Here is a 23769-nt window from a genome sequence, read left to right as displayed (position 1 = left end):
CCTTTCCTGCCCGCGGTTGTCCGCGGATTCACACCCACCGGATGATGACCGGCAGGCTGCTGGTGCTGGCCGAGACTTCCCTTTCGGTGCCGCGTACTGCTACGGCAAAGTGCTGGAGTTCATCCGCCGAGGCCAGGACCTCGAAGTGGCCGGTCGCATCGCTGACGACTGCCGTGGCGGAAGAATGGGCATGGATGTAAGCGTCGGGGATACCTTTGTTGTGGACGTCCACGAGCCGTCCGTGGATCCGGCGGGCAACGCCGGTCTTGGCAATGAGCGGCTCAAGGACAGGCGGTCCAGAGGGCTCTTCGAAGCGCAGCGCCACGGGGATCCGGACCAGGAACCCGAGCCCTTGCCGGATGGCTCCGGAGTACTCCTCGGGACGGAACTCGCCGGTGGAAACTACCGAGTATTGGCTGTGGCGTTCCACTGCCAGGAGCAGCTGCTCCATGTTGTCCAGTTGTTCGGGGCCATGGCATTCCACTGCCACCCGCAGTTCGAGGTCCAGGACCGGGCCATCACGACGGGATCTTCCCACGCGGTTGAGCGTGACTGCATGGACGGTGACCGGAGCGTCCGGGGTGGGAATGACGGCTTCGGGGGAGCCGTCGTCGAACCTTACGCGCTGGGGAGCCACGGCGTCGGAAAGTACCCCCAGGAGGTCGGTCAACGACGAACGCACATAGCCCACGGCAGAACCCAGAACTCGAAAGGTGACCAGAATTGCAACTGGGACTAGGTTACTCCCGCTGTTGCGTGTAGTCACTGGGGAATCAGGAGTAACTCCATTCGATTGAATCTGCAGGTGGGCGCCCGCCGTCGAACGCTTACGGTTCCTTTCGCGCAAGGTAGCGCCGGACTAGGATTTTGCGAAACGAAGCGGAGGTCCTGAAGATGCATGAGCAAGCGACGGCGGCCCTTGAGACCGGATTTGCCCCGGTTAACGGACTGCACATGTACTACGAGTTGTATGGCGACGGCGGAACTCCGCTCTTGCTCCTGCACGGCGGGTTGTTCGATATTCAGCAGCAATTTGGCGCTTTGATCCCGGGCCTGTCCGAAGGCCGCAGGGTTATCGCCACGGATTTCCAAGGCCATGGAAGAACCAACGACATCGACCGTCCCCTGAAAACTGCGGACCTTGCATCCGATGTCGTTGGCCTCCTTGAACATCTGGGCGTCCGCGAGGCTGATGTATTCGGCTTCAGTGTTGGCGGAGCAGTGGCGTTGCACCTGGCGATCAAACACCCGGAACTTGTTCGCAAACTCATCGTCTCTTCCGTGTCGTTCACGCCCGACGGCGATCGCGGCGGAAACGCCGAAGCTGTGGCCTCCATGACCGTGGATATGATCGCCGGCACCCCGATGGAGCAGCGTTATCTGGCTGTTTCACCGCATCCGGACCGAGAGCACCTGCAAGGACTTTTGGACAAACTCGGACGCTTTGATGCAGGCTCCAGCGGATGGAGTGACGACGAAATCCGCGGAATCGCTGCCCCAACGTTGATCACAGTGGGAGATTGCGACATGGTCAAGCTCGAGCACGCCGTGCGGTTCCTCCAGCTGCGGGGAGGAGACGTGAACGGCGACTTCGAAGGAGTGCCCGCATCGCAGCTCGCCGTGTTTCCCGGCACCACGCATTTCTTCGGGTTGGCGAGGACCGCGCTGGTGCAGGACGTCGTCACAACCTTCCTGGACGCTCCACCGCCGGGCGCGTGGAAGGACCAGTGATTGGTCGGAGTTACTCGCTGCTTGCTCCGAGTGGCCTGCTCCGAACAGAACGTTCCCTGCGCTCGGACGATCTAGTGGCAATGGTTGCAACTGCTTCGGCAGATGCCCGGGTGTGCTTTACTGTCGGCTTAGCGGTAAGCGTCCGTCCCTCAATGGCCATGGAAGCACTCACCTGTTCAACGAGAACGTCGGCAGGAACGCGGATGGCTGTTCGCTTCTTCGCCATGGCCGCGGTAAGTGCAGGTGAGTAGCTGACCTTTTTCATGAGTGGCTCCTTGCGGATGATTTCTCAAACCATTGTGTCACCGCTGCTGCCTACCTCATCTGCGACACAGCGTCCCGCCACCACGCCACTGTTGCCGCCGCAGCTTCCGGCAGGGGCGTCGGTTCGAAGCCCAGGAGGCGCTGGCTTCGCGAGGAATCCATCACGAACGGCCGCTCGAACTGGTAGAGCATCTCGGCAAGCTCGCGCATGTCGGTCGAAAACAGGCCAGCCGTCCTCAGCACCCACCCGGGCACAGCACTCACCTTCGGAACAGAAACGCCGGCAGCGTCAGCGAACGCCGCGGCAAGTTCGCGTTGGGTCAGCGCAGGACCGGTCGGCGCGTGGAGCACGGTGTTCCAGAGCTTAGGATTCCGGGCCGCCATGGTCATTGCCGCCGCCAGATCAGGGACAAACGTGAACGAGTGCGGTTGCCGAGCGCTGCCGATCACCTGGACCGACTTTCCCTCCACAACCAGTGGAACCATTCGTTCGCCTGCATGCGCCGTACGCACCAGCGGGCCGAAGAAGTCGCCGGCCACCACGCTCACAGTATTTGCGGCGTGCACGTGCCGCGCGTTCAGCAGTTGGGTTCTAATGCCTCTTTTTCCGCCCGACGCCGCCCGTGGACCCGCCTCAGTCATCACGTTCTCCCGTTCGCTGTAGGCGTAGAGGCTCTCTGGAAATACGACGACGGCGCCCGCGGCTGCCGCTGCATCCATCACCACTTGTTCGGCTTGCGGGAGTTCGGCCGCCCATGCCGCCGCACGATAAGCGGATCCGTGAATGCAGTGGAATACCGCGGCGGCGCCGTTGAGCGCCTCGCCCAATTGCCTGGGATCAGAGGCGTCCACGCGCATTCGTTCAATGCGGGGATGGTCCGGGCCGCTGCCGGAACGCGTCAGAATGCGAACGTCTTCTCCCTGCTCAGCGAGTTGTTCGGCGACGGTCCAACCAACAGGTCCTGCTCCGGTCACGACGTACATGCTGATCTCTTTCCTCGAAGTCCACTTGAATTTGAAGAGAGAGCAGTGCTCTCTGAATTCAGGATGTCCCTCATCAACGCCAAAGTCAAGAGCACCGCTCTCTTTTGTTGATGGTGCTCTTTCTTGTGGCAAGCTGGTGTCATGTCTTCCACTGCGCCAGGCGTCGAAGCTGCGCCAAAAGCCCAGCCCAAAGCCAAGCCGCCAACTCCCCGTGAGCGTGCGCGGGCACAAACCATCGCCGACATAGTGCGACTCGGCCGGGAGCACCTCGCGGTCCACGGTGCGGCGGGGCTGTCGCTGCGGGCTGTTGCCCGGGACCTTGGCGTCGTTTCTTCGGCCGTTTATCGCTACGTGGAAAGCCGGGACGAACTCCTCACGCTCTTGCTCATCGACGGCTACAACGAGCTCGGCGACGAAGTGGATGCAGCCGTAGCGGCTGTCCCGGAAGATGATTTCGCGGGCCAGTTCCGTGCCCTGGGCAAGGCGGTTCGTGCTTGGGCGCTCAAAGAACCGGCCAGCTACGCCCTGCTTTTCGGCAGCCCCGTTCCCGGCTATCAGGCACCAGGTGAGCGAACCACGGTTCCCGGAACACGTGTCATCTTTCGCCTCGTAAGCATCTTTGACGCAGCCCATCGCGCGGGCGCCCTGGAGACGGAGGCGAGTCCCGCCGTCGTCATCACACCGGCCTTGGCGGCAGACATGCGGAACATCCGGGCTGAACTTGGGATCACGGTGCCCGAGTCAGCGCTCGCGCGGGGCGTGCTGGCGTGGACGTCCGTCTTCGGGGCTGTGAGCTTCGAAGTGTTTGGCCAGTACGGGCGGGATACGTTTGCCGCGCGCGATGAATTGTTCGAGCACCAACTGCTCGTCCTCCAGGGCATGGCGGGGCTGTGACGAGCGGGCCTGTGACGAGCAGCAGACGGTAAAGTATCAAGATGGTTCGAGGGCTTGCTGATATCGGCGCGGAGGGCATACTGCTCGCCGGTGCCGGGCGCGCCATTCTCCTTCAGATTGCGGATCCCAGGGTGGGCCATGGAGTCGCCGATCACAGTGACTTTGCCCAACGGCCGCAGGACCGTCTTCGGGCCACGCTGACGTACGTTTATGCGATTGTTTATGGCACGGACGAGCAAGTCGCCGCGGTTCGCCGGGCAGTTAACCGCGCCCATGCTCCAGTGCGGCGGAACCCTGATGATGCAACAAAGGGCTACAACGCTTTCGACCCCGAGTCCCAGCTTTGGGTTGTCGCCACTCTGTATGACACTGCCGTCACCGTTTACGAGCAAGTGCATGGACCGCTCGACGACGAGACCGCCGACCGCATGTACCGCGACTATGCGCGCATTGGGACGGCGCTGCAGCTTCCGGTGAACATGTGGCCGCCCGATCGTGGGGCCTTCGCCGAATATTGGTCCGCGCACGTGGGCCGGCTTCGACCTGATGAAAAAGCCCGCAACATCGCCAAGGACCTGCTCTATCCGGCAGGTGGGCCGGCACTCATGCGCCTGGCCATGCCGCTTGCCCGCTTCCTGACCGCCGGCCTGCTTCCGGATCACTTGCGCGAAGGCTTCGGCTTGCAGTGGACTCCCCGTGATGACCGCCGTTTCGAGCGGACGATGCGTTGGCTTGGACGCGTCTATCCCCGGCTCCCGCAGCGGATACGGCACTGGCCCAGGGATTACTACCTGGGCCGGCTGCAAACCACCCCTTCCAGGACGAGGGGCAGGTCAAGGAATGCGTAATTCGACCTCGGTGGAGCAAGCCATCGATGACCTCGCGAATCGTTATCTGCGGCACGCCCAAGGCGGGCGACTCCGCATGCGGCTGACCGAGTTCGTGGTGTTCGGACTGAAGCAGGCGTGGGCTTGCGTCTTTGGTGCAGCACTGCTCGCGGTGATCATCGCCGCCCGCCTCTGGTATCCGGACGACGCCGGCTTGGCCCGGAATGACTTCCTGACCATCGCCGCAGTCGTCATTCAGATCCTGATGATCAGCTTCAAGCTGGAAACACTGCGCGAGTTGCGGGTGATCCTGCTGTTCCATGCAGTGGGAACAGTCATGGAGCTGTTCAAGACGGACGTGGGCTCGTGGTCTTACGAGGCCGAGGGCTTCCTCCGGATCGGTGCTGTTCCGCTGTTCAGTGGCTTCATGTATGCGGCCGTTGGCTCGTACATGGTGCGCGTCTTCCGGCTATTTGACCTCCACTTCGACCACTACCCCTGGCGGTGGATCACTGCCCTTGTAGCGGCCGGGATATACATTAATTTCTTCTCGCACCACTACGTCTTCGACGCGCGCTGGGTGCTGCTGGCCGCAGTCGTGCTTGTCTACGGGCGGTGCATGATGCACTTCCGGGTGTTCCGTAAGCGCTTCCGGATGCCCATCCTGGTGTCTTTCCTCTTGGTGGCACTGTTCATTTGGTTCGCCGAGAACATTGGCACGTGGTCCCACGCATGGCTCTACCCCAACCAGGTGAATGGCTGGCAGGCGGTCTCGATCGAGAAGCTCCTTGCCTGGTTCCTGCTGATGATCATCTCCGTGGTGCTCGTGGCGTGGGTGTACAAACCTGGGCCGCCGCCGGCCAGCGCCACACAAACGGCTGGCGCCACCCAAACCCCTGGCGCCACCCACATTCGCCAGCGACAGCCGGATATCAGTGTCGCCCGCCCGCCGGAGTGACGCCGGGCCGTTTGCGCGTCGTCAGGCTTCGCCGCGGGCGGCGGCCTTGAGCGCCGCTCGCCTGGCTTGGAGTGAAGGCCCGACGCCGGGAACCCGAGTTCACGCAGGGCGAAACCAGCCCCTGAACCGCGTACTTCCGGGGGAAATTTCGCCGCGAAAGCCAAACTTGAGCGTACTTCACTCAACTTTGGATTGACATTGAAACAAGGCTGAGTACAGTTGAGTGCAGAACGCTCAACTAGCCGATTGTTGAGTGGGCTCCCGATAACCCAACCGCCCAGCGGACCGGTGCCGGGGGCAATCTCGAACATCGGCCATTGAAAGGAAACAAGATATGTCACGTGCAGTAGGTATCGACCTCGGAACCACTAACTCCGTGGTCTCTGTCCTTGAAGGTGGCGAGCCCACCGTCATCGCCAACGCAGAAGGCGGCCGCACCACGCCGTCGGTCGTTGCGTTCTCGAAGTCCGGCGAAGTCCTGGTTGGCGAAATCGCCAAGCGCCAGGCCGTCAACAACATCGACCGCACCATCGCTTCCGTCAAGCGCCACATGGGCACCGACTGGTCTGTCGCCATCGATGACAAGAAGTACACGCCGCAGGAAATCTCCGCGCGTATCCTCATGAAGCTCAAGAACGACGCCGAGAGCTACCTGGGTGAAAAGGTCACCGACGCCGTCATCACCGTTCCGGCATACTTCAACGACGCCGAGCGCCAGTCCACCAAGGAAGCCGGCGAAATCGCAGGCCTCAACGTCCTCCGCATCGTCAACGAGCCCACCGCGGCTGCACTGGCCTACGGTCTGGACAAGGGCAAGGAAGACGAACTCATCCTGGTCTTCGACCTCGGTGGCGGTACCTTCGACGTCTCCCTCCTCGAGGTCGGCAAGGACGAAGACAACTTCTCCACCATCCAGGTCCGCGCAACCGCAGGTGACAACCGCCTCGGTGGCGACGACTGGGACAACCGCGTCGTCGAGTGGCTGCTGAACCAGCTCAAGATCAAGGGCATCGATCTCTCCAAGGACAAGATCGCCCTCCAGCGTCTCCGCGAAGCTTCAGAGCAGGCAAAGAAGGAACTCTCCTCCTCCACCAGCACCAACATCTCCCTCCAGTACCTGTCCGTCACCCCCGACGGCCCGGTCCACCTGGACGAGCAGCTGACCCGTGCCAAGTTCCAGGACCTCACCAAGGACCTGCTGGACCGCACCAAGAAGCCGTTCCACGACGTCATCGCTGAAGCCGGCATCAAGGTCTCCGACATCGATCACATCGTGCTCGTCGGTGGCTCCACGCGTATGCCCGCTGTCTCTGAGCTGGTGAAGGAACTTGCTGGCGGCAAGGAGCCCAACAAGGGCGTCAACCCGGACGAAGTTGTAGCCGTCGGTGCTGCACTCCAGGCCGGTGTCCTGAAGGGTGAGCGCAAGGACGTCCTCCTCATCGACGTCACGCCGCTGTCCCTCGGCATCGAAACCAAGGGTGGCGTCATGACGCACCTCATCGAGCGCAACACGGCTATCCCCACCAAGCGTTCCGAGACCTTCACGACCGCTGACGACAACCAGCCGTCCGTGGCCATCCAGGTCTTCCAGGGCGAGCGTGAATTCACCCGCGACAACAAGCCGCTGGGCACGTTCGAATTGACCGGTATCGCTCCGGCACCGCGTGGCGTCCCGCAGGTCGAGGTCACCTTCGACATCGACGCCAACGGCATCGTCCACGTGTCCGCCAAGGACAAGGGCACCGGCAAGGAACAGTCCATGACCATCACCGGTGGCACCGCACTCTCCAAGGAAGACATCGACCGCATGGTCCGTGAAGCCGAGGAGCACGCCGCAGAGGACAAGGCCCGCCGCGAAGCTACGGATACCCGCAACTCTGCCGAGCAGCTCGCCTACTCGGTGGACAAGCTGATCGCCGACAACGACGACAAGCTGCCGGAAGAGGTCAAGACCGAGGTCAAGGCCGACGTCGACGCCCTCAAGTCCGCGCTGGAAGGCACCGACGACGCCGCCGTGAAGACGGCCTTCGAGAAGCTCCAGGCTTCCCAGACGAAGCTCGGCGAAGCCATCTACTCGCAGGCAGCCGCAGCTGACGCTCCAGGTGCCGGTGCAGAAGGTGCCCCGGCCGGCGGCGCTGGTTCCGGTGCTGCCGACGAAGACATCGTCGACGCTGAAATCATCGACGAAGACGAAGCGAAGAAGTAGCCATGCCCCACCACGGCAACGAAGCAGAGCACTCTGAAGGAAACGAGCCGCGCAAGCCCGTAATCCGGGACAACCGCAAGGTTGACCCGGAAACCGGGGCTGCCCGCCACCCCGAAGGCGAAGCTGCTGCTCCCATCGAAGGCAACACCGCCCCCACGGAAGGTGACGCTCTCTCCCAGGCTGAGGAAATCCTCAACGGGGTAGAGGTGCCGGCCGAGGAGTCGGTAGCCTCCGGCGCCGCGGCTGAAGCCCAGGCAGCGGAGCTCCGCAATGACCTCCTTCGCCTTCAGGCTGAGTATGTCAACTACCGCAAGCGCGTCGAACGCGACCGCGCCGTAGCAGGGGAGATGGCCGTCATCGGCGTCCTGAACTCCCTGCTCCCGGTGCTGGACGACGTCGACGCCGCCCGCCAGCACGGTGACCTCGAAGACGGCCCCTTCGCCGCCATCGCCACCAAACTGGAGAACGCGCTGAAGACGTACGGACTGGAACGCATCGCGGAAACAGGTGTCGAATTCGACCCCACCATCCACGAAGCGCTCATCCAGCAGCCCGGCGAGGACATCGACGTGGACACGGTCAGCCAGGTGCTGCGCTCCGGATACCGCTCCGGTGAGCGGGTTCTGCGTGCGGCCCAAGTGATCGTCGCGGTTCCGGCGTAGGTTCACCGCGAAGCGAGACAAGGGGCCCCGCCCCTACGCCGGGTGGCTTGGGATCTTTGATCCAAAGCCACCCGGCTCCGGTAGGCCCGAAGCCACTCCCGGGCCCCTTGTCTCGCTCCGCTCCGGCGGTAATGTCGCCGTATCGCTCTGAATGAATTACGAAAGGAAACGCTCTTGGCCAGCCAGGACTGGGTTGAAAAGGATTTTTACGCGATCCTTGGTATTGCCAAGGACGCGTCTGACGCGGATATTAAGAAGGCTTACCGCAAGCTAGCCCGCGAGCATCACCCTGATACGAACTCGGGGAATGCAGCTGCGGAGAAGAAGTTCAAGGACATTTCCGAGGCCTACTCGGTGTTGTCCAACCCTGAGGACCGGCAGCAGTACGACGCTATCCGCGCCATGGGTGGTGCCCGGTTCGCTCCGGGTGCTGGGGCGGGACGTGGTGGTGCTGGCGCTAACGGTGGGTTCGAGGACCTGTTCGGTGGTTTGTTTGGTGGCGGCGCGCGTCAGCCTTCGGGGGCCGGTGGTATTCCTCCGGAGTTTGCTGACTTGTTTGGGGGTGGCTTCGGTGGTGGCCAGACCGGGTTCCAGCGGGCCCCGCAGAAGGGCTCGGATCGCACTGCGACGACGTCCATCTCCTTTGCGGGTTCCATCAAGGGCACTACTGTGAGCCTGCGTGAAAGCAACGGCCATGTGATCGACGTCAAGATTCCCGCGGGCATCAAGGACGGGCAGAAGGTGCGGCAACGCGGCAAGGGCAACGTTGGTCCCGCCGGAAACGGTGACCTCATCATCACCGTGAATGTGAAGCCCCACGAGTTTTTCCAGCGCGACGGCGACAACATCCGCATCCACGTGCCCGTTACCTTCGCAGAAGCTGCGCTCGGCGCGACTATCGATGTTCCAACGATCGACGGCGACACCGTCAAGGTACGCGTCCCGGCCGGGACGCCGTCCGGTCGCACCCTCCGGGTCAAGGGCCGCGGCGTGAAAACGTCCAAGGCGACCGGTGACCTGCTGGTGACTATCGACGTCGCCGTCCCCCAGAACCTGAACAAGGAAGCGGAGGAGGCCGTGAAGGCATTTGCCGCCGCGACCACTGACGCCAACCCGCGTCACGATTTGGCCGCGAAGGCCCGGTTATAAGGAGACGGTCATGGCAATCGACGTCAACCAGCCGATCTTTGTCATCTCCGTCGCCGCGGAGCTTGCCGACATGCATCCGCAGACGTTGCGCCAGTACGATCGTCTGGGCATTGTCTCGCCCAGCCGTGCCCCCGGGAAGTCCCGGCGGTACTCCCAGAACGACGTCGACAAGCTGCGGGAGGTCCAGCGCCTCTCCCAGTCCGGCGTCTCACTCGAAGGCATCAGGCGCATCCTGGACCTTGAAAACCAGGTAGCGGCGTTGCAGTACCGAGTCGCTGAGCTCACAGAAGAACTTACCCGCCGCCGTAGCCCGTTGGACACGCGTATTTTCGCGGCCGGAGCAGCGGGCGACGTCGTCAGTCTGGCCCGCGGTCAACGTCCCCGTGCGAGGTCGCAAGCCGTTGTGGTGTGGAGGCCGCGGCCAGAGCAGTAGGTCATCTCACTCCACGACCGTGTCGGCATGCCGGTGCGCAACCTTCCACTCGCCATCCTCGCGGCGGTACACCTGGGTGGCCCTCAGGACCTGGCTCGCCTGCTGCCCGGTGACCGAGATTGAGGATCGCTCCAAACCAGCGGTGTAGGCCAAGTCGCCAACGACGTCGTAGGCCTGCAGTTCGAATGAGTAGGCGGTGCAGTCGGAGAACCTGTTGCCAGATCTGTGAAAAGCCGGCCGACTTCTTCCTGCCCGACGGCGTTGCGCCAGGCGCCCAGGACGCTCACGGGCTCGTGGCTGGACCAAATGGCCCGACGCGGGGCGGAGTCTCCATTGAGGAGGGCCACCTCAGCCTGGTAAAGCGTGGTCCTGACCCAGGCAAGGAACTCATCGTTCTCGGTCATGTCCCCAGTATGCTCCCGCACGCGAAGGAGGCACTGCCGGAACCTGTAACAGTGGACTCTCCCGCGCCGTCATCAAAAGGAGTGTGATTAGTAGGAGAGCTCCTATGAAAGAGAGGCCCACGATGGCACCCAGCGAAACGGCACGACGGAATCACGACGAACTTTTCCCCGGTCAGCTTCCAGCCTTGGCGGTTACAGACCCCGAGCTCGTGGAGATTTTCAACAACTTCGCTTTCGACGAGGTTTTGAGTCACGGAAGACTGGATACCAGGACGAGGCTCATGGTTCAGCTCGCCTCTCTTATCGCTTCACAAGGAATGCGGGAGTACCGTGCGTTGCTCGGAGCGGCCCTTACGGTGGGCGTGACACCGGTGGAGGTGAAGGAGCTTGTCTACCAAGCAGTCCCCTACATCGGCATGGGCAAGGTTTCGGATTTCCTGCACGCCACCAATGAAATCCTCAAGGAGAACGGTGTGGAGCTACCTGTTCCAGGCCAGTCCACCACTACCCCGAAAGACCGAGGGGAGAAAGGCCTGGCTATCCAGAAGGAGATCATAGGCCCAGAACGGATCGACGATATGCGTGCAGCTGCTTCAGCTGATGAAAGGCACTTCCAGGAGTACCTTGCCGGGAACTGCTTCGGCGACTATCTGACACGCACCGGCATTGATGTTCCGAGACGTGAACTCCTCACGTTGTCCATGCTTGTCTCCCTTGGCGGCTGCGAGCCACAGGTGAAGGGGCACATTCTGGCGAATCTGAACGTAGGGAACAGCCGCGGCCTGATGCTGGACGTCATCACGCAATTGCTGCCCTACATTGGGTATCCCCGGACGCTCAATGCGTTGCGCACACTCAACGAGACGGTGCCGGCACCCAGCGCAGGGTAAGGCTGACTTCAGCTGTGGATCGTAGCCGGAAAAGGACGATAATAAAGTCATGGCACGGCAAGAAGGGCACGTGCTAGTGGTTGGCGTGTAGGCGCTGAAAAGCGTCCCATGCTCGTGTAGTGAGGGAAGATTCCGATGTCGTTGTCGGATGAAGAACGCAGGAGTTTGGAAGAGCTTGAGCGGGATCTCGCTTCATCGGATCCTGACTTGGACCTCCAGCTGAAGTCGGGGCGCCCGCGAGGTGCAGTGGCGCGCTCAGTTTTTGGTGTCCTGGCAGTTTTGGCCGGTTTCGCGATGGTCATTGCCGGGATCATCACACAACTCGTCCTTGTGGGTGTGGTCGGGTTCCTGCTCGCTGGAACAGGCGCCTACTTACTGTTCAGCAGGATGGTCCTCAGGAGACGGACTCGCCGACACGATGAGGGCAAGCCGGACTAGCCCGGCACCGGGCCAGCCGGTAGAAATCCGGCCAGCTTCAGTACGTCCGGGCAGCTTCAGTAGGTCTCCGGGGGCACATCCGTAGGCGAAGCAGCGAGGTCATTCGGCGTGGTCGGCTTGGCCGTCTGCGCGGCCGGTTTGGCAGGGACAGGCTCCCCGGGAGGCACCATCATTCGCCATGCGAGCACCAGGCCTGCGCCGACGCCAGCAACTGCGAGGGCAACCATCCATCCGGCACCCGGGGAACTCCGCTGACTGGTGCGGCGGCTCAAAGTTTGAGTTGTTCTCTTGACCGCTCTGGCCGCGGTGCGCTGAGCCCTTTTTGCGGCTTTACGGTTCCCGGTCAGCGTGAGCATCACGCCGTGCACCACAGACGGAACGTCGGCGTGATTGATCCGGGACAACGCCCACCCCACAACTGCATCCGCTTGCGACGACGTGCCCTCAGCAGCATGCTTCACCCACTCGGCGGCGAGGTCCTGGACTGCGGGAATGATGTTTTGTGCTTTGTACATGTGAACCCCTCACGGAGTAGATGGCCCCGTTGCCAGACTACGCCGAGGGCTGCGGGACCAACAGGTGCCCGAACACAACGCTCGTTCAGGTCCGGATTACCGCTGCCAGCTCCACAGGCTTCTCCAGTCCGGCCCACTTCCCGCTGAGGATCAACTCGCTGTGGAGCTCCGGAGATGCAGCAGCGCTGGCCGAAGAATCAACATCGACAACCCGCGATACCTTCAAGCGAAGATCACCAGCATCAATGATGGTCACGCCACTGCCCGATACCGGGGCCGAGGCACTCAAGGCGGGGACACCGACGTCGAGCGTTCCGCTTCCTTTCACGTTGACTGTGCTGGGCCGGGGCTCGCGTTCGCCGTCGACGATCAGTGCAGCCTCTTCCTGGCCGGTGAGGATGGCAGTGGCGAGGGCCTTGACGTAAACGGGGTCGGCGCAGGCGTCGTAGACCCACCGCTTGCCGAGGACGGAGTGGTCCATGGTGCCGATGAGCCATTCTTGGGCGCCGGCCAGTTCGTAGCCCCTGTAGCTCAGGGGGACCTGATAGATCCGCTCTCCCGCAGCGACGACATGTGTCTCGAGCCCGACCTCGCCGGCGGGGTCGTCAAAACGGTAGGCCCCAATGAGTTCCGGGGCGCCATCCTGCATGAACCAGGGCTGCGTCGGCAGGTATCCAGCGATGAGTTCGAGCTTGGACGGGGACAGGGTTGCCTTGTGAATGATCGCCATGTTCTCCAGCCTAGGCCAGGGCGCCGTGCTGTTCGATACGGGTCCCGATGCGCGGCCTCGCCCCTGCACTGTTTACAATCGAAGGGACGCGCCGACTATTGAGGGAATCATGAAGAAACTCACCACTGTCCTGATCGCTGCCGGGCTGCTTGCCACGGCTTCAGCTTGCTCTTCGCCGCAGCTGACCACCGCAGAAACGTGTGACCGGGTGGGTGTCGCCGTTGCCAGCCTCCCGAGCAACGCCAGCAAGACCGCAACCATTCGCGTCGCCAACGCCATCCGCCCGATTGAACCGGTTGCTTCCAACGAGATGAAGCCCGTGGTCACGGCCATCCTTGAATACTCGGATGAACTCGTGAAGGAATCCCCGGACGAGAACAAGATGGGTGAGCTTTCCGCCGCCTACCAGGAAGCCGGCACTAAGTACGGCGAGCTCTGCCGCGGCTAATGACGCCCACGGCCTAACGGCTACAACCCCCGATGTTCTCTCACACCACAGCCTTTAAACCCGGACGTTCTCTCACATGATGTGAGAGAACGTCCGGGAAAAGACGTCAGGATGTGAGAGAACATCCGGGGGCTAGGGCGCGCGGAGCGCCGCGTGGAACGCGAACGAAGCGTTGCTCCAGATCACGAACAGCAGGGGAGCAGGCGCCAACGCGATGCCCAGAACGGGCTGAAGTACGGCTGCAGAGGCAATGATTCCGAGCAGGACCAGCATGGCCAGGCTCAGATACCAGCGCTGGACGGCCAAATAGAGCGAGGCCTTGAGGATGCTTTTCAGCCTTGCCTCGGGCAGAAGCACGACGCCGGAAATCGCCGTCACGGTAAGGCTCACCGCCACGGCGGCTACTACGACGATCAGCGGCACGAGGACCGCAGCAGCCGGCATTGCGGAAACGATCGCGAGGTCCACACCGAGGAACATGAGCAGGCCAACAGCGCCCAGGCCCAATACGGCAGTCCTGCCAAAACTGCGCTTGTATCCCTGAAGGAAAGCAGCCACCGGCTTGACCGCGCCGCCGTCGTCGTTCAAGGCCTTGAAGGCAGCGAAGATGCCAGCCAGGGACGGCGCGATAGTTACCGAAAGCGCCAGGAAGAACGGCCACGCAGCGGCGGGGTCGGCCACCAACGACAGGCTGAGGACCAGCGGAGCGTTGGCTATGGCGAGCAGGACGTTGCCGACCAGGAACGTGTAAATGAAGCCGAAAATGCTCCCAAAGGTTTCGAACCCCGGCCCGGCCCACCGGCGTCGCTTCTGCTGCAAAGTCGTCGCACCCACAGCACTTATCCTTTCATCCCGCTGGTTGCGATGCCCTGGATGAAGTAGCGCTGCCCGATCAGGAAGATGATGAGGATCGGGATCACGGAGATCACTGAGCCGGTCATGATCATGGCGTACTCGGCGTCGAACTGGCCAACGAAGGAACGCAGGCCCAGCTGGACAGTCCAGAGGCGGTTGGACGTGAGGTAGATGAACGGGCCCATGTAGTCGTTCCACGTGTTGACGAAGGTCAGCAATGCCAGGCTTGCGAGGGCCGGCTTGGACAAGGGCACTATCACGCGGGCCCAGATACCGTACTCGCTCAAGCCGTCGATGCGGGCGGCTTCGCACAGCTCGTCCGGGATGGTCATGTAGTACTGGCGCATCAAGAACACCCCGAACGCACCGAAAGCCTGAAGCAGGATCAGGGCGTTGAAGCTGTTGGTCAGTCCGAGCTGCTGCATCATGATGTACTGCGGAACCATGTAGGCCTGCCACGGAACGGCGATGGTGCCGATGTAGCAGAGAAAGAGCACATCGCGGCCCGGGAAACGGACCTTGGAGAAGCCGTAAGCGGCCAGCGAACCCGTCAGCACCTGGAGGCACGTGATGACCACCGCAAGGTACAGGGAGTTCTGGAGATAGCCCATCATGGGGATGCGGGTCCAGATGTCGGCGTAGTTGCTCCAAACGAATTCTTTGGGAATCCACTGGATGGGGACGGTGAGGACCTGGTTGTTCTCCTTCAGGGAAGAGGAAAGCATCCAGATGAACGGCACCATGAGCGCCACCACCAGCACCACTAGAACGCCGTAGATGACGTAGTTCGCGGTCCGCTTCTTCTGCTCGCGGGGCGAGCGCTTTCGGTCCGTACGACGGCGGTCTTCCGCGCTGGGTGCGCCTTCCTGTACGGGCGACGCATGGACGTTGAGTTCCAGGGCTTTGAGGTCTTCAGCCATGTTGGTCATCAGCGTTCCCTCCGCTGTTGGATCTTGAATTGCAGGACGGTGATCGTCAGCACGATGATGAACAGGACCAGTGAAATGGCCGAGGAGTAGCCGAACTTACCTTCGCCGATGCCCTCCTGGTAGATGAGCTGGGACAGCACCGTGGTGGATCGGCCAGGGCCACCATTGGTCATAACCACAATGAGGTCGAACACCTTGAAGCTGGAGACCGTCAGCATGACCACCACGAAGAACGTGGTGGGCCGAAGCGACGGGATGGTGACGTTCCAGAAACGCTGCCAGGCGCTGGCCCCATCCACTTCCGCGGCTTCGTACAGCTCCGTCGGAATGGCCTGTAGCCCGGCCAAATACAGCACCATGTAGTAGCCCATGTCACGCCATACGCTGGTGATGATCACGGCGGGCAAGGCCCAGTCCGAGCTGGATGTCCAGCCCGGAGCCTCGGCGATGCCCACAGAGTGAAGGAACTGGTTGATCGGGCCGGTGTCCGGGCTGAACAGCATGTTCCAGACGACCGCTACGGCCACCAGGGACGTAATGTACGGAAAGAAGATCGCTACCCGGAAGAAGCCGATGCCCTTGAGCTTGCGGTTCAGGAGCATCGCGAGGATGAGAGCGAGCGCCATGGTGAGCGGGACATGGCCGAGTGCGTAGACAACCGTGTTCCGCAATGCGATCCAGAAGGAGTCGCTGGCGAACATGCGCTGGAAGTTGGCCAGGCCCACCCACTTGGGTGCGCTGAACGAGGTCCATTCCATGAAGGAGAGCGCGAACGCCGCCAGGACCGGAATGAGGGTGAAGGCCAGGAACCCAAGGAAGTTCGGAAGGATGAACGTCCAGCCGATCAACGTATTACGCCTGGCCTGCTTCCTGTTGCCCCGGCTGAGTGCCGGGGCAGGCGTCGGGGTGATGGTTTCTGTAGTCATGATGGTTCTTACTGGCCGAGAACTTCACTCTTGACGCGCTTGTCCATCTCAGCGATGCCGTCGGTGACGGACTTCTCGCCGACCATGATGAGCTCGTGCTCCTGGTTGAGGATTTTGTCCGTGGCTGCGGACTTATCGCTGACGGGCATTTCCAGGGCGGTGTCGTCCGGAGTGAAGGCCTTCTTGGACAGCTCGTCCGTGGGCATTCCGTCGAGCTTGAAGTATTCGGCTGTCACGGAATCGTTCTGCAGGGCAGGCACAACGCCGATCTTGGAGATAGCCTTTGCTCCTTCTTCGCCGGCTGCCCATTCGATGAACTTCTTGGCTTCATCGGAGTGCACTGCGTTCTTGTTCACAGCGAAAGCAGTGGGCGAACCGAACGTGGTGACCTTACCGTCGTCGTTCTTCTGAGGCATTGGAGCCAAGCCCCAATTTACGTTGGTTTTGCCGTCCTTCTTGGCCTGCAGAAGACTGGAAATGTACCAGGTGCCCATGGGCATCATGGCTGCCTGGCCGGACTCGAACATGGTGCGGTAGCTGGTTTTCTGGCTCTTGGCGGTGCCGAAGTCCAACGTGGCCCCGGATTTCTGCAAGTCCAGGGCGGTGTTGTACTGGTCCTGGAAGTAGCCGTACTCGCCGCTGTTCTGGTCAGCGCCGTTCTGCGCCGCTGAGATTGCCTGAACCACGGAACGCCAGATGTGGTGGTAGGTACCGTATACCTTCTTGCCGTCCGCTTCGCTGGTGAGCTTCTTGGCAAGCTCTGTGTACTTCTGCCACGTCAGGTCCTTGGGGTCTTCAACGCCGGCGGCCTTGAACAGGTCCTTGTTGTAGTACAGGAGCCAGAAGTCCTGACGGTAGGGTGCAGCGAAGTACTTTCCATTGATATCGAACGCATCGATGCTGGCCAGGTTGTCCTTGCCCACCTTGTCCACCACGCTGTTGATTTCCTGCAGCTGGCCGTTGTTGGCGTAGCGGGAGTAATCAATCACGTTCTTCATGGTGAGGACGTCGGTGGTGTCGCCACCCGCCAGCATGGTGGTGACCTTCTGGGGGTAATCGTCAGCCAGGATGTCTACGGGTTCAATGTCCACGTTGGGGTGGGAGGCCTCGTAGCCGTCAAAAAGGGCCTTGAACTCCGGAGTGCCCGCATAGTTCCATACCGAGACAGTCAGCTTGGTCTTGCCTTCGGCCGCCTGCGGTTCAGCGGGACCCGCAGCGCCGGCACAGCCGGTGAGTCCGAGTCCTGCAGTCACCGCAAGGGCGATTGCGGCGAGGGTTGTGCGCTTCATTGCGTTCTCCTTACTAAGGGTTTAAGTCTGCCGCAATTGCGGCTTCTTTGTGCTTGGGCTAGGCACTGAGGCCGAGGTCCTCGTGAACTACTTGGGCCAGGAGGTCCTTGCCGGCGAGGTACCGTTCCAGGTCGTCAAGGGCGGCATCGGACATCCGCCGGGTTTCGGTTCCGAGTGAGCCTGCGATGTGTGGGGTGATGATCACATTGGGGAGGTCGTACAGTGTGGAGTCAACGGGCAGTGGTTCAGGTTCCGTGACGTCCAGCAGGGCGGTGATTCGTCCGGTAGCGCACTCTTTTTCCAAGGCCGCGGTGTCAACCAGGGAACCACGTGCGGTGTTGATGAGGGTGGCGTGGTCTTTCATGGCTGTGAGCTGGGCCGTGCTGATCATGTGGCGCGTTTCTGGAAGCGCGGGTGCGTGAATGGTGACCACGTCAGATACCGGCAGGAGTTCTTCAAGCGTGACCAGTTTCCCTCCCGCAGCAGCCACTTCCAAAGGGTCGGCGTGCGGATCACTCACCAGGCAGGTTACGTCTTGGAGCTGCTGGACCAATTGGACCACCCGTCGTCCGATCCGCGAGAATCCGATCACGCCCACCACGCGGCCGATATTGCCCAGTTCGCCGCGCTCGCTGATGTAGCTCCAGTTTTCGCGGAAGGAGCGGGCATCGTTGGCCAGCACCTGGGCCTTCTTGCCAGCCAGGACAATCGAAGCGAAGGTGAATTCGGCGACGGGGATCGCGTTGGCGTCGGCACCGTTGGTGACAGTGATTCCGCGGTCCCAGAGTTCCTCGCTGACGAAGCTACGTACTGTTCCGGCACAGTGAAAAATTGCCCGGAGTTTGGGCATGCGCTCCAGGCGCTCGGCGTTGAGCCGGGGAACTCCCCAACTGGTGAGGAGGATTTCCACCTCTTCCAAGCGACCGTACAGCTCAGGATTGTCCAGGGAATCCGTCCACGGCTCATCACCAAGATCCACCAATTCTGCCAGCCGCTCCAGTCGCGTGGAATCGAACTGATCAGCAAAGGTTCCGCTATTCATGACCAGCATTGCCTGGGGCTTGAGCGACATTGAGGGGATCCTCCCTTCGGATTTCAGCCGGCCTGTTCGACCGGTTATTTATGTGTTGCATCACATCTAATAATCAGTACATACTCATGAACAAGACAGTTCATTCAACTCAATCGAGCTTGATCTTAAACGTTCACACTCGAACAAATGAGAGAAGAATTCCTATGGCAATCGGCACCGACGCCGTCGAAGCGCCACCATTGCTCACTTCATGGGGCTCCCAGGCTGAGGCTGGGTCCCTTGTTGAATCGCTTCGCGGCGCCCGCGATCGACTTACCATTCGTCCAGCGTCCGACGCCGGATGGCAGCGCGTTGCTGCATGCTCGCTCACGAAGCTACGCACCCAGGGCAAGGCGGAGAAGGGCAGTCCCTGGCCCCAACCGCTGGTGTCCCACTACGCCCGCTACTTTCGCGACGGCAATCGCACGGCCTACGAAGAACTCGTGGCGAGCCGGCAGCAGCGGTTGACGCGCGCCGTCGTGATGGCTGCGGTGGAGGGCTCGGACCAAGCCGGGTGGCTTGATGAAGTAATCGACGGCGCCTACCTCCTGTGCGAGCAGAGCTCCTGGAGTTGGGCCGCCCACGATGATGTTTTTACGCGCAACGGCGAAGTGGTTCCTGACCGCTCCCGCCCTTACCTGGACCTGGGCGCCGGTGAGGTAGTTGCCCAGCTCGCGTGGCTGGATCTCGTGCTAGGTGAGCAGCTGGATGAGCGCGCTCCTGGATTGCGCAAACGCATTCGCTTGGAGGCCGACCAGAGGGTAATCCGCCCGTTCCTGGACAGGCTGGACTGGCACTGGCTGGGCCTCAACGGGGACGTCCACAACTGGAATCCGTGGATCCACTCGAACATTATTGTGGCCGCGCTGTTGCTGGTCGATGATCCGGAACTACAGGCTCAAACAGTCGCCCGCTGCATCGAGGGCCTCGACCGTTTTCTTGCCTCGATTCCAGCTGATGGCGCTATTGACGAAGGCTTCGCCTATTGGTGGAACGGGGCCGGCCGCGCCCTGGAAGGCCTCGCCGTCCTGGAGCAAGCTACCGGTGGAATGCTCAACGTGGACCTGCCGGTGATCCGGGAACTCGTCGCCTTCCCGTACCGGATGCATCTGGGGCATCGTTGGTTCCTGAACGTCGCCGACGGTCCTGCCCGCGCGCCCGCAGGTCTCCCGTGGGACATGCTGCACCGTTGGGCCGTGCGACTCGGTGACTCCGAGGCAGCCCACCATGCCGCAACCTTTGCCGCCGTCGAACCCGAACCCGAACCGTGGGCTGGACTAGGCCGCGTCCTCACCTCCCTTACCCAACCAGGTAGCAGCACAGCGCGTTTTGAGCCCTCAAAACGCGCACAGCTGCGACCTAGTTGGGGGACGTACCTTCCTTCCGTCCAAATCATGATCGCCCGGCAAACTCCCGGCGCCACAGACGGGCTCACTCTCGCGGCCAAGGGCGGGCATAACGGTGAGCACCACAATCACCGCGACGTCGGCTCCGTGATGGTCGCCATGGACGGGGTCCCCTTGCTGGTCGACGCCGGCCAGCCCACCTACACCGCGCAGACGTTCGGCCCTGATCGGTATCAGATCCGGGCCATGCAAAGCGCGTGGCACAGCGTGCCGGCGCCGTTCGGCCTGGAGCAGGGGACCGGTTCGTCCTTCGCAGCTACGGTTCTCCAGGAGCCCACTCCCGAGGAGCCGACCCTCGCACTCGGACTTGGCTCCGCCTACGGGCTGGACCACGCCGAGCAGTGGATCCGGACCTCCATGCTGAACCGGGAACTTGGAACCGTGATGATAGATGACCGTTGGAACCTGCCGCCAGCGCCAGCGGAGGGAACGCCCGACGTCGACATCACCTATCTCGCGGCCGGCACCGTTCGCTTGGGTCATGACGCGACGGCGACGGTCACGCCCGACGGCATTCCCAACGTGGAAACCACCAGGGGAGTGCACCTCCGCTGGAAGCCGGCCACCGCCGTCGTGCTCGTGGACGAATGGCACCTCGACGATCCGCTCCTCAGTGGCGTTTGGGGCGAAAAGCTAACGCGCCTGCGATTCCGCATACCCGCCGAAACCTGCGCTTCGGGCGCATTCACCCTCACTGTGGAGACCATCGATGACTAACGAAACAAGTCCCGAGGGCAGCGGTAAGTCGCTGTTTTCGCTGCAACGGCGGGAGCGGTTGATGGAGGAACTGCGCGCCCACGGTGCTATCACGGTGCGCGACATCGCCTCCAAACTCGGTGTCAGCGAACTGACCATCCGGCGTGACGTGAACATTCTGGCCGATGAAGGACTCGTTTCCCGCGTGCATGGCGGCGCTACGCTTCCCAGTCCACTGGACCGCTCAGTTGCGGTGGGAAGGCCATCGGCGCACAGCTATTCCATCGGCATGGTGGTTCCCTCGCTGGACTACTACTGGCCGCAGGTCATCAGCGGAGCCCGCGGCGAGGCCGAACTGCAGAACCTCCGGATTCTGGTTCGCGGCTCAGCCTACGATGCTGCCGATAATCGTCGCCAAGTCCAGGCACTGCTGGATACCCAGAACATCGACGGGCTGATCGTGGCGCCGGATATGAGCGGTGAGCATGGCAAGGAGCTGCTGCGGTGGCTCAATGCTTTGCCCATCCCCGTGATCCTGACCGAGCGGCGTGCGCCGTCGGAGATCCCGGCCCACCGCCTTGAATGGGTGGCGACTGATCATGCATTCGGGGCGGGAATGGCTGTGCGGCACCTGTGGCAGGAGGGGCACAGGATGATCGGCTGCCTCACGGATTCCACCAGTCCCACCAGCCCGCACGTGGTCCGCGGCTGGAAGCAAGCCCTTGCCGCGCTCAAGATCCCACTGGACAAGTCCATCCACGAGGATTCGGCCAAGCTGGACAACGGCGAACGCGCAAAACACTTTGATCACGTCCTGGAGCTGTGCCGTTCTTCCGGGACCACGGCTATGTTGGTGCACTCAGATACCCAAGCCGTGGCGTTCGTGCAGCATTGCGTGGACCGCGGAGTGGATGTTCCCGGCAGCATGGCGATCGTGGGATACGACGACGAAGTTGCCTACCTTGCCGAGCCTGCGATCTCCGCGGTGCGGCCCCCCAAGAGCTACGTCGGCAAGGTTGCAGTGCAGCTCATGGCTGCCCGCCTGGCCGAAGGAAGGATGCGCCCAGTGCATCGAATTGACCTGAACCCTGAACTGATAGTGCGGGAGTCGTCCGTGGGTGCGCCCCGCGTCCGGACTGACGTTGTGCTGGAGGATTCGCTCTGATGGCTCTTGTGCTGCCTCCGATGGACTTTGCATTGTCCCCTTTTACAGGCCTGACCCGCGATCACTGGTGCTCTTATGCGGATTACTTGCTGCGCTCGGCCCACCAATTTGGGACCGAGGACCACGCGAACATTCACCTCCCGGGCGCAAACAGCCGATACGGCCCGAGGAGTGATTCGCTGGAAGCTTTCGCCCGGACGTTCCTGCTTGCTTCCTTCCGCATCGCCGGGGATTCTGCCACCACCGGCTGGATCGCCGAGTGGTACGCCGAGGGGCTCGACGCCGGAACCAACCCCGCAAATCCCAACCGGTGGCCGACGCCAGGGGAGCTGGGACAGGCGAAGGTAGAGGCGGCATCGTTGGCGGTTGGTCTGGCACTGACCCGCGATGTGCTGTGGGACAACCTCCCGCAGCGCGTGCAGGAGCAGCTCATAGCCTGGTTCGAGACCGTGATCGGCGAGGACTATCCGCCCATCAACTGGGTGTGGTTCCAGATTGTGGTGGAGACGTTCCTGGCTTCTGTTGGTGGGCGCTACTCGGACGAAGACATCGACGCCGGACTCGCCATCCACGACTCGCTCTACCGGGGCGGGGGCTGGTTTGCTGATGGTCCGGAGCGCGCATACGACCACTACGTCGGCTGGGCTTTCCAGGTGTACCCGCAGCTCTGGGCTCTGATGGCACCTTCCGATCCCCGGGTTTCTGCCCGCAAGAAGCTCGACGGCGATCGGCTGGCTGATTTCCTGGATGACGCTTCTTACCTGGTCGGGTCCAACGGGGCTCCTATGATTCAGGGGCGAAGCTTGATATACCGGTTCGCAGCCGCAGCGCCGTTCTGGGCAGGGGAGTTGTCCGGGCACACACGTCTGCAGCCGGGTTTGGCGCGCCGGACTGCCTCCGGAATGCTCGACTACTTTGCCAGGCACGGGTCCATCACTGAGGATGGGCTCCTGTCCATCGGCTGGCACGGCGAGTTCGCGGGTATGAAGCAGGCGTACTCCGGTGCCGGATCGCCGTACTGGGCTGCGAAGGGGATGCTCGGCTTGGCCCTTCCGGCGGATCACCCTGCGTGGACTGCGGTGGAAGCTCCCCTGCCTGTTGAGGTTTCTGACACCCAGCGCTTAATCGCGGCTCCGGGGTGGCAAGTGGATGGGACTGTTTCCGACGGGGTGGTACGGATCCGGAACCACGCGACCGACCACGCCGTGGTTGGGGCTTTGGTTGCCGACAGCCCTCTTTACGCCCGGGTTGGGTACTCGACCCACACATTCCCCGACCTCTCCGCCGAGTCCGTGGACAACGCGGTGTCGTTCGTTGACTCCTCTGGCCGGCTGACGCATCGGACGGGGTTCGAGTACCTTGGTTCGTTTTCCGAGGGCGGAGTCCAGGTGGGCGCCTCCCGGTTTACGGCTCACTGGATTACTCCTGATCCCGACGCCGGTCCTGATCACGGCAGCGGTGTTGCCGGAACTGCTGCCCCCGGGCCTTCCGTCACGGTGGTTTCGGTGACGCGCGGGGCCGTGGAGCTTCGGCTGGTTCGGGTGCGGGGTGCTTCTGGTTCGGGGGCTTCGCTGCGGATCGGCGGGTGGCCGGTGGATGCTGTGTCTTCCGTAGTGAGCTCTATCGGGGCCGTGCCTGGGTTTGGCCTGGCGTTGGATGCTTCCGGCACGTTTGTCCGGTCCGGCGCCCACCCGATGGGTTCGGAACTCGCTATTCCGTGGGTGGGTACCGCGGGCACCGTGCACGACGGCGACTATGCCGCCGTCGTGATTCTCGCCGGTGAGGGAGGTGCTTCGGAGGATGACGGTGTCGTGTACGTAGAAGCGCAGGAGTGCTTCACCTTCCAAGACGGCACGTCCATATCCCTCGAGCGGCTCGCCCATTTCGACGCGTAGCTG

25 protein-coding genes are annotated in these 23769 nt (G+C 62.2%); 14 read left to right on the top strand and 11 right to left on the bottom strand.

Annotated elements, in window-relative coordinates; translation table 11 throughout:
* Positions 1–28: 28 nt before the first annotated feature.
* On the bottom strand, positions 29–766 hold the full coding sequence (locus tag AB4Y87_RS05065) for a hypothetical protein (RefSeq protein ID WP_442003341.1): 738 nt from the start codon (positions 764–766) through the stop codon (positions 29–31).
* 101 nt (positions 767–867) lie between these two features.
* On the opposite strand from AB4Y87_RS05065, the gene AB4Y87_RS05060 reads away from it, so the two are divergent.
* The gene (locus AB4Y87_RS05060) at positions 868–1731 is read left to right on the top strand and encodes an alpha/beta fold hydrolase (RefSeq protein ID WP_442003340.1); all 864 of its coding nucleotides are present in this window, start codon (positions 868–870) and stop codon (positions 1729–1731) included.
* Positions 1732–1741: 10 nt separating this feature from the next.
* Here the strand turns inward: AB4Y87_RS05060 and AB4Y87_RS05055 are convergent, their stop codons facing one another.
* Both AB4Y87_RS05055 and AB4Y87_RS05050 read right to left on the bottom strand, forming a co-directional pair.
* On the bottom strand, positions 1742–1996 hold the full coding sequence (locus AB4Y87_RS05055; protein WP_442003339.1) for a hypothetical protein: 255 nt from the start codon (positions 1994–1996) through the stop codon (positions 1742–1744).
* A 50-nt stretch (positions 1997–2046) separates the two neighbouring features.
* Positions 2047–2979: an NAD-dependent epimerase/dehydratase family protein gene (locus tag AB4Y87_RS05050; RefSeq protein WP_442003338.1), complete on the bottom strand. Its 933-nt coding sequence runs from the start codon at positions 2977–2979 to the stop codon at positions 2047–2049.
* Between the two features lie 141 nt (positions 2980–3120).
* Here AB4Y87_RS05050 and AB4Y87_RS05045 point away from each other — a divergent pair, with 141 nt between their 5' ends.
* From AB4Y87_RS05045 to AB4Y87_RS05015, 7 genes are all read left to right on the top strand, one after another.
* A complete protein-coding gene (locus tag AB4Y87_RS05045) occupies positions 3121–3873 on the top strand; it encodes a TetR/AcrR family transcriptional regulator (RefSeq protein WP_442003337.1) in 753 nt (250 codons plus the stop codon).
* Between the two features lie 41 nt (positions 3874–3914).
* On the top strand, positions 3915–4721 hold the full coding sequence (locus AB4Y87_RS05040) for an oxygenase MpaB family protein (RefSeq protein ID WP_442003336.1): 807 nt from the start codon (positions 3915–3917) through the stop codon (positions 4719–4721).
* Positions 4714–5658 carry a DUF817 domain-containing protein gene (locus AB4Y87_RS05035; protein WP_442003335.1) on the top strand — a complete coding sequence of 315 codons (945 nt, stop codon included), beginning with the start codon at positions 4714–4716 and terminating at the stop codon, positions 5656–5658. The genes AB4Y87_RS05040 and AB4Y87_RS05035 overlap by 8 nt, the downstream gene beginning before the upstream one ends.
* A 334-nt stretch (positions 5659–5992) precedes the next feature.
* Positions 5993–7864, top strand: coding sequence for a molecular chaperone DnaK (gene dnaK / locus AB4Y87_RS05030; RefSeq protein WP_442003334.1), 1872 nt, complete (start codon positions 5993–5995; stop codon positions 7862–7864).
* Positions 7865–7866: 2 nt separating this feature from the next.
* Positions 7867–8526 carry a nucleotide exchange factor GrpE gene (locus AB4Y87_RS05025; protein WP_442003333.1) on the top strand — a complete coding sequence of 220 codons (660 nt, stop codon included), beginning with the start codon at positions 7867–7869 and terminating at the stop codon, positions 8524–8526.
* A 174-nt stretch (positions 8527–8700) separates the two neighbouring features.
* A complete protein-coding gene (locus AB4Y87_RS05020; protein WP_442003332.1) occupies positions 8701–9675 on the top strand; it encodes a DnaJ C-terminal domain-containing protein in 975 nt (324 codons plus the stop codon).
* 10 nt (positions 9676–9685) lie between these two features.
* Complete coding sequence (locus tag AB4Y87_RS05015; protein ID WP_442003331.1) at positions 9686–10108, top strand: heat shock protein transcriptional repressor HspR; 423 nt, start codon at positions 9686–9688, stop codon at positions 10106–10108.
* A gap of 6 nt (positions 10109–10114) precedes the next feature.
* Here AB4Y87_RS05015 and AB4Y87_RS05010 read toward each other — a convergent pair whose 3' ends face one another.
* Entirely contained in the window at positions 10115–10414 is a 300-nt protein-coding gene (locus AB4Y87_RS05010; protein WP_442003330.1) for a nuclear transport factor 2 family protein, read from the bottom strand.
* 202 nt (positions 10415–10616) lie between these two features.
* On the opposite strand from AB4Y87_RS05010, the gene AB4Y87_RS05005 reads away from it, so the two are divergent.
* Together AB4Y87_RS05005 and AB4Y87_RS05000 are read left to right on the top strand one after the other, a co-directional pair.
* Positions 10617–11402, top strand: coding sequence for a carboxymuconolactone decarboxylase family protein (locus AB4Y87_RS05005; protein WP_442003329.1), 786 nt, complete (start codon positions 10617–10619; stop codon positions 11400–11402).
* Positions 11403–11537: 135 nt separating this feature from the next.
* Complete coding sequence (locus AB4Y87_RS05000; RefSeq protein WP_442003328.1) at positions 11538–11840, top strand: DUF3040 domain-containing protein; 303 nt, start codon at positions 11538–11540, stop codon at positions 11838–11840.
* Positions 11841–11896: 56 nt separating this feature from the next.
* Here the strand turns inward: AB4Y87_RS05000 and AB4Y87_RS04995 are convergent, their stop codons facing one another.
* Entirely contained in the window at positions 11897–12355 is a 459-nt protein-coding gene (locus AB4Y87_RS04995) for a hypothetical protein (RefSeq protein ID WP_442003327.1), read from the bottom strand.
* 85 nt (positions 12356–12440) lie between these two features.
* Positions 12441–13085 carry a CG0192-related protein gene (locus tag AB4Y87_RS04990; RefSeq protein WP_442003326.1) on the bottom strand — a complete coding sequence of 215 codons (645 nt, stop codon included), beginning with the start codon at positions 13083–13085 and terminating at the stop codon, positions 12441–12443.
* Positions 13086–13194: 109 nt separating this feature from the next.
* Between AB4Y87_RS04990 and AB4Y87_RS04985 the strand changes: the two genes are divergently transcribed.
* On the top strand, positions 13195–13533 hold the full coding sequence (locus AB4Y87_RS04985) for a hypothetical protein (protein ID WP_216926732.1): 339 nt from the start codon (positions 13195–13197) through the stop codon (positions 13531–13533).
* A 132-nt stretch (positions 13534–13665) separates the two neighbouring features.
* Here AB4Y87_RS04985 and AB4Y87_RS04980 read toward each other — a convergent pair whose 3' ends face one another.
* Genes AB4Y87_RS04980 through AB4Y87_RS04960 form a run of 5 tightly spaced genes read right to left on the bottom strand, consistent with a single transcriptional unit; the run spans position 13666 to position 18604 of the window.
* Positions 13666–14367: a DUF624 domain-containing protein gene (locus AB4Y87_RS04980; RefSeq protein WP_442003325.1), complete on the bottom strand. Its 702-nt coding sequence runs from the start codon at positions 14365–14367 to the stop codon at positions 13666–13668.
* A 5-nt stretch (positions 14368–14372) separates the two neighbouring features.
* Entirely contained in the window at positions 14373–15317 is a 945-nt protein-coding gene (locus AB4Y87_RS04975) for a carbohydrate ABC transporter permease (RefSeq protein WP_442003324.1), read from the bottom strand.
* Positions 15317–16243 carry a carbohydrate ABC transporter permease gene (locus AB4Y87_RS04970; RefSeq protein WP_442003323.1) on the bottom strand — a complete coding sequence of 309 codons (927 nt, stop codon included), beginning with the start codon at positions 16241–16243 and terminating at the stop codon, positions 15317–15319. Before AB4Y87_RS04970 ends, AB4Y87_RS04975 begins: the two co-directional genes overlap by 1 nt.
* Before the next feature lie 8 nt (positions 16244–16251).
* Positions 16252–17532: an ABC transporter substrate-binding protein gene (locus AB4Y87_RS04965; RefSeq protein ID WP_442003322.1), complete on the bottom strand. Its 1281-nt coding sequence runs from the start codon at positions 17530–17532 to the stop codon at positions 16252–16254.
* A gap of 58 nt (positions 17533–17590) precedes the next feature.
* Complete coding sequence (locus AB4Y87_RS04960; RefSeq protein ID WP_442003321.1) at positions 17591–18604, bottom strand: hydroxyacid dehydrogenase; 1014 nt, start codon at positions 18602–18604, stop codon at positions 17591–17593.
* Between the two features lie 164 nt (positions 18605–18768).
* Here AB4Y87_RS04960 and AB4Y87_RS04955 point away from each other — a divergent pair, with 164 nt between their 5' ends.
* From AB4Y87_RS04955 to AB4Y87_RS04945, 3 genes are read left to right on the top strand one after another with little or no spacing between them, the layout of a single operon-like run.
* Entirely contained in the window at positions 18769–20727 is a 1959-nt protein-coding gene (locus tag AB4Y87_RS04955; RefSeq protein ID WP_442003320.1) for a heparinase, read from the top strand.
* The gene (locus tag AB4Y87_RS04950; RefSeq protein WP_442003319.1) at positions 20720–21871 is read left to right on the top strand and encodes a LacI family DNA-binding transcriptional regulator; all 1152 of its coding nucleotides are present in this window, start codon (positions 20720–20722) and stop codon (positions 21869–21871) included. Before AB4Y87_RS04955 ends, AB4Y87_RS04950 begins: the two co-directional genes overlap by 8 nt.
* Positions 21871–23766, top strand: a complete 1896-nt coding sequence (locus AB4Y87_RS04945; RefSeq protein ID WP_442003318.1) for a DUF2264 domain-containing protein — start codon at positions 21871–21873, stop codon at positions 23764–23766. Before AB4Y87_RS04950 ends, AB4Y87_RS04945 begins: the two co-directional genes overlap by 1 nt.
* Positions 23767–23769 lie beyond the last annotated feature (3 nt).

Source organism: Paenarthrobacter sp. RAF54_2, assembly GCF_052113945.1.
Classification (GTDB): domain Bacteria; phylum Actinomycetota; class Actinomycetes; order Actinomycetales; family Micrococcaceae; genus Arthrobacter.
The sequence above is the reverse complement of the archived record's forward strand: the minus strand, read 5'-3'. Positions and strand labels throughout refer to the sequence as shown.

Bases quoted from the DNA above. Each gene is read 5' to 3' on its own strand.
- AB4Y87_RS05040 (WP_442003336.1), top strand. From the start codon at position 3,915: ATGGTTCGAGGGCTTGCTGATATCGGCGCGGAGGGCATACTGCTCGCC.
- AB4Y87_RS04990 (WP_442003326.1), bottom strand. From the start codon at position 13,085: ATGGCGATCATTCACAAGGCAACCCTGTCCCCGTCCAAGCTCGAACTC.
- AB4Y87_RS05050 (WP_442003338.1), bottom strand. From the start codon at position 2,979: ATGTACGTCGTGACCGGAGCAGGACCTGTTGGTTGGACCGTCGCCGAA.
- AB4Y87_RS04945 (WP_442003318.1), top strand. From the start codon at position 21,871: ATGGCTCTTGTGCTGCCTCCGATGGACTTTGCATTGTCCCCTTTTACA.
- AB4Y87_RS05025 (WP_442003333.1), top strand. From the start codon at position 7,867: ATGCCCCACCACGGCAACGAAGCAGAGCACTCTGAAGGAAACGAGCCG.
- dnaK (WP_442003334.1), top strand. From the start codon at position 5,993: ATGTCACGTGCAGTAGGTATCGACCTCGGAACCACTAACTCCGTGGTC.
- AB4Y87_RS04955 (WP_442003320.1), top strand. From the start codon at position 18,769: ATGGCAATCGGCACCGACGCCGTCGAAGCGCCACCATTGCTCACTTCA.
- AB4Y87_RS04950 (WP_442003319.1), top strand. From the start codon at position 20,720: ATGACTAACGAAACAAGTCCCGAGGGCAGCGGTAAGTCGCTGTTTTCG.
- AB4Y87_RS05045 (WP_442003337.1), top strand. From the start codon at position 3,121: ATGTCTTCCACTGCGCCAGGCGTCGAAGCTGCGCCAAAAGCCCAGCCC.
- AB4Y87_RS04960 (WP_442003321.1), bottom strand. From the start codon at position 18,604: ATGTCGCTCAAGCCCCAGGCAATGCTGGTCATGAATAGCGGAACCTTT.
- AB4Y87_RS05035 (WP_442003335.1), top strand. From the start codon at position 4,714: ATGCGTAATTCGACCTCGGTGGAGCAAGCCATCGATGACCTCGCGAAT.
- AB4Y87_RS05055 (WP_442003339.1), bottom strand. From the start codon at position 1,996: ATGAAAAAGGTCAGCTACTCACCTGCACTTACCGCGGCCATGGCGAAG.
- AB4Y87_RS04985 (WP_216926732.1), top strand. From the start codon at position 13,195: ATGAAGAAACTCACCACTGTCCTGATCGCTGCCGGGCTGCTTGCCACG.
- AB4Y87_RS05015 (WP_442003331.1), top strand. From the start codon at position 9,686: ATGGCAATCGACGTCAACCAGCCGATCTTTGTCATCTCCGTCGCCGCG.
- AB4Y87_RS04995 (WP_442003327.1), bottom strand. From the start codon at position 12,355: ATGTACAAAGCACAAAACATCATTCCCGCAGTCCAGGACCTCGCCGCC.
- AB4Y87_RS04965 (WP_442003322.1), bottom strand. From the start codon at position 17,532: ATGAAGCGCACAACCCTCGCCGCAATCGCCCTTGCGGTGACTGCAGGA.
- AB4Y87_RS05005 (WP_442003329.1), top strand. From the start codon at position 10,617: ATGAAAGAGAGGCCCACGATGGCACCCAGCGAAACGGCACGACGGAAT.
- AB4Y87_RS04975 (WP_442003324.1), bottom strand. From the start codon at position 15,317: ATGACCAACATGGCTGAAGACCTCAAAGCCCTGGAACTCAACGTCCAT.
- AB4Y87_RS04970 (WP_442003323.1), bottom strand. From the start codon at position 16,243: ATGACTACAGAAACCATCACCCCGACGCCTGCCCCGGCACTCAGCCGG.
- AB4Y87_RS05000 (WP_442003328.1), top strand. From the start codon at position 11,538: ATGTCGTTGTCGGATGAAGAACGCAGGAGTTTGGAAGAGCTTGAGCGG.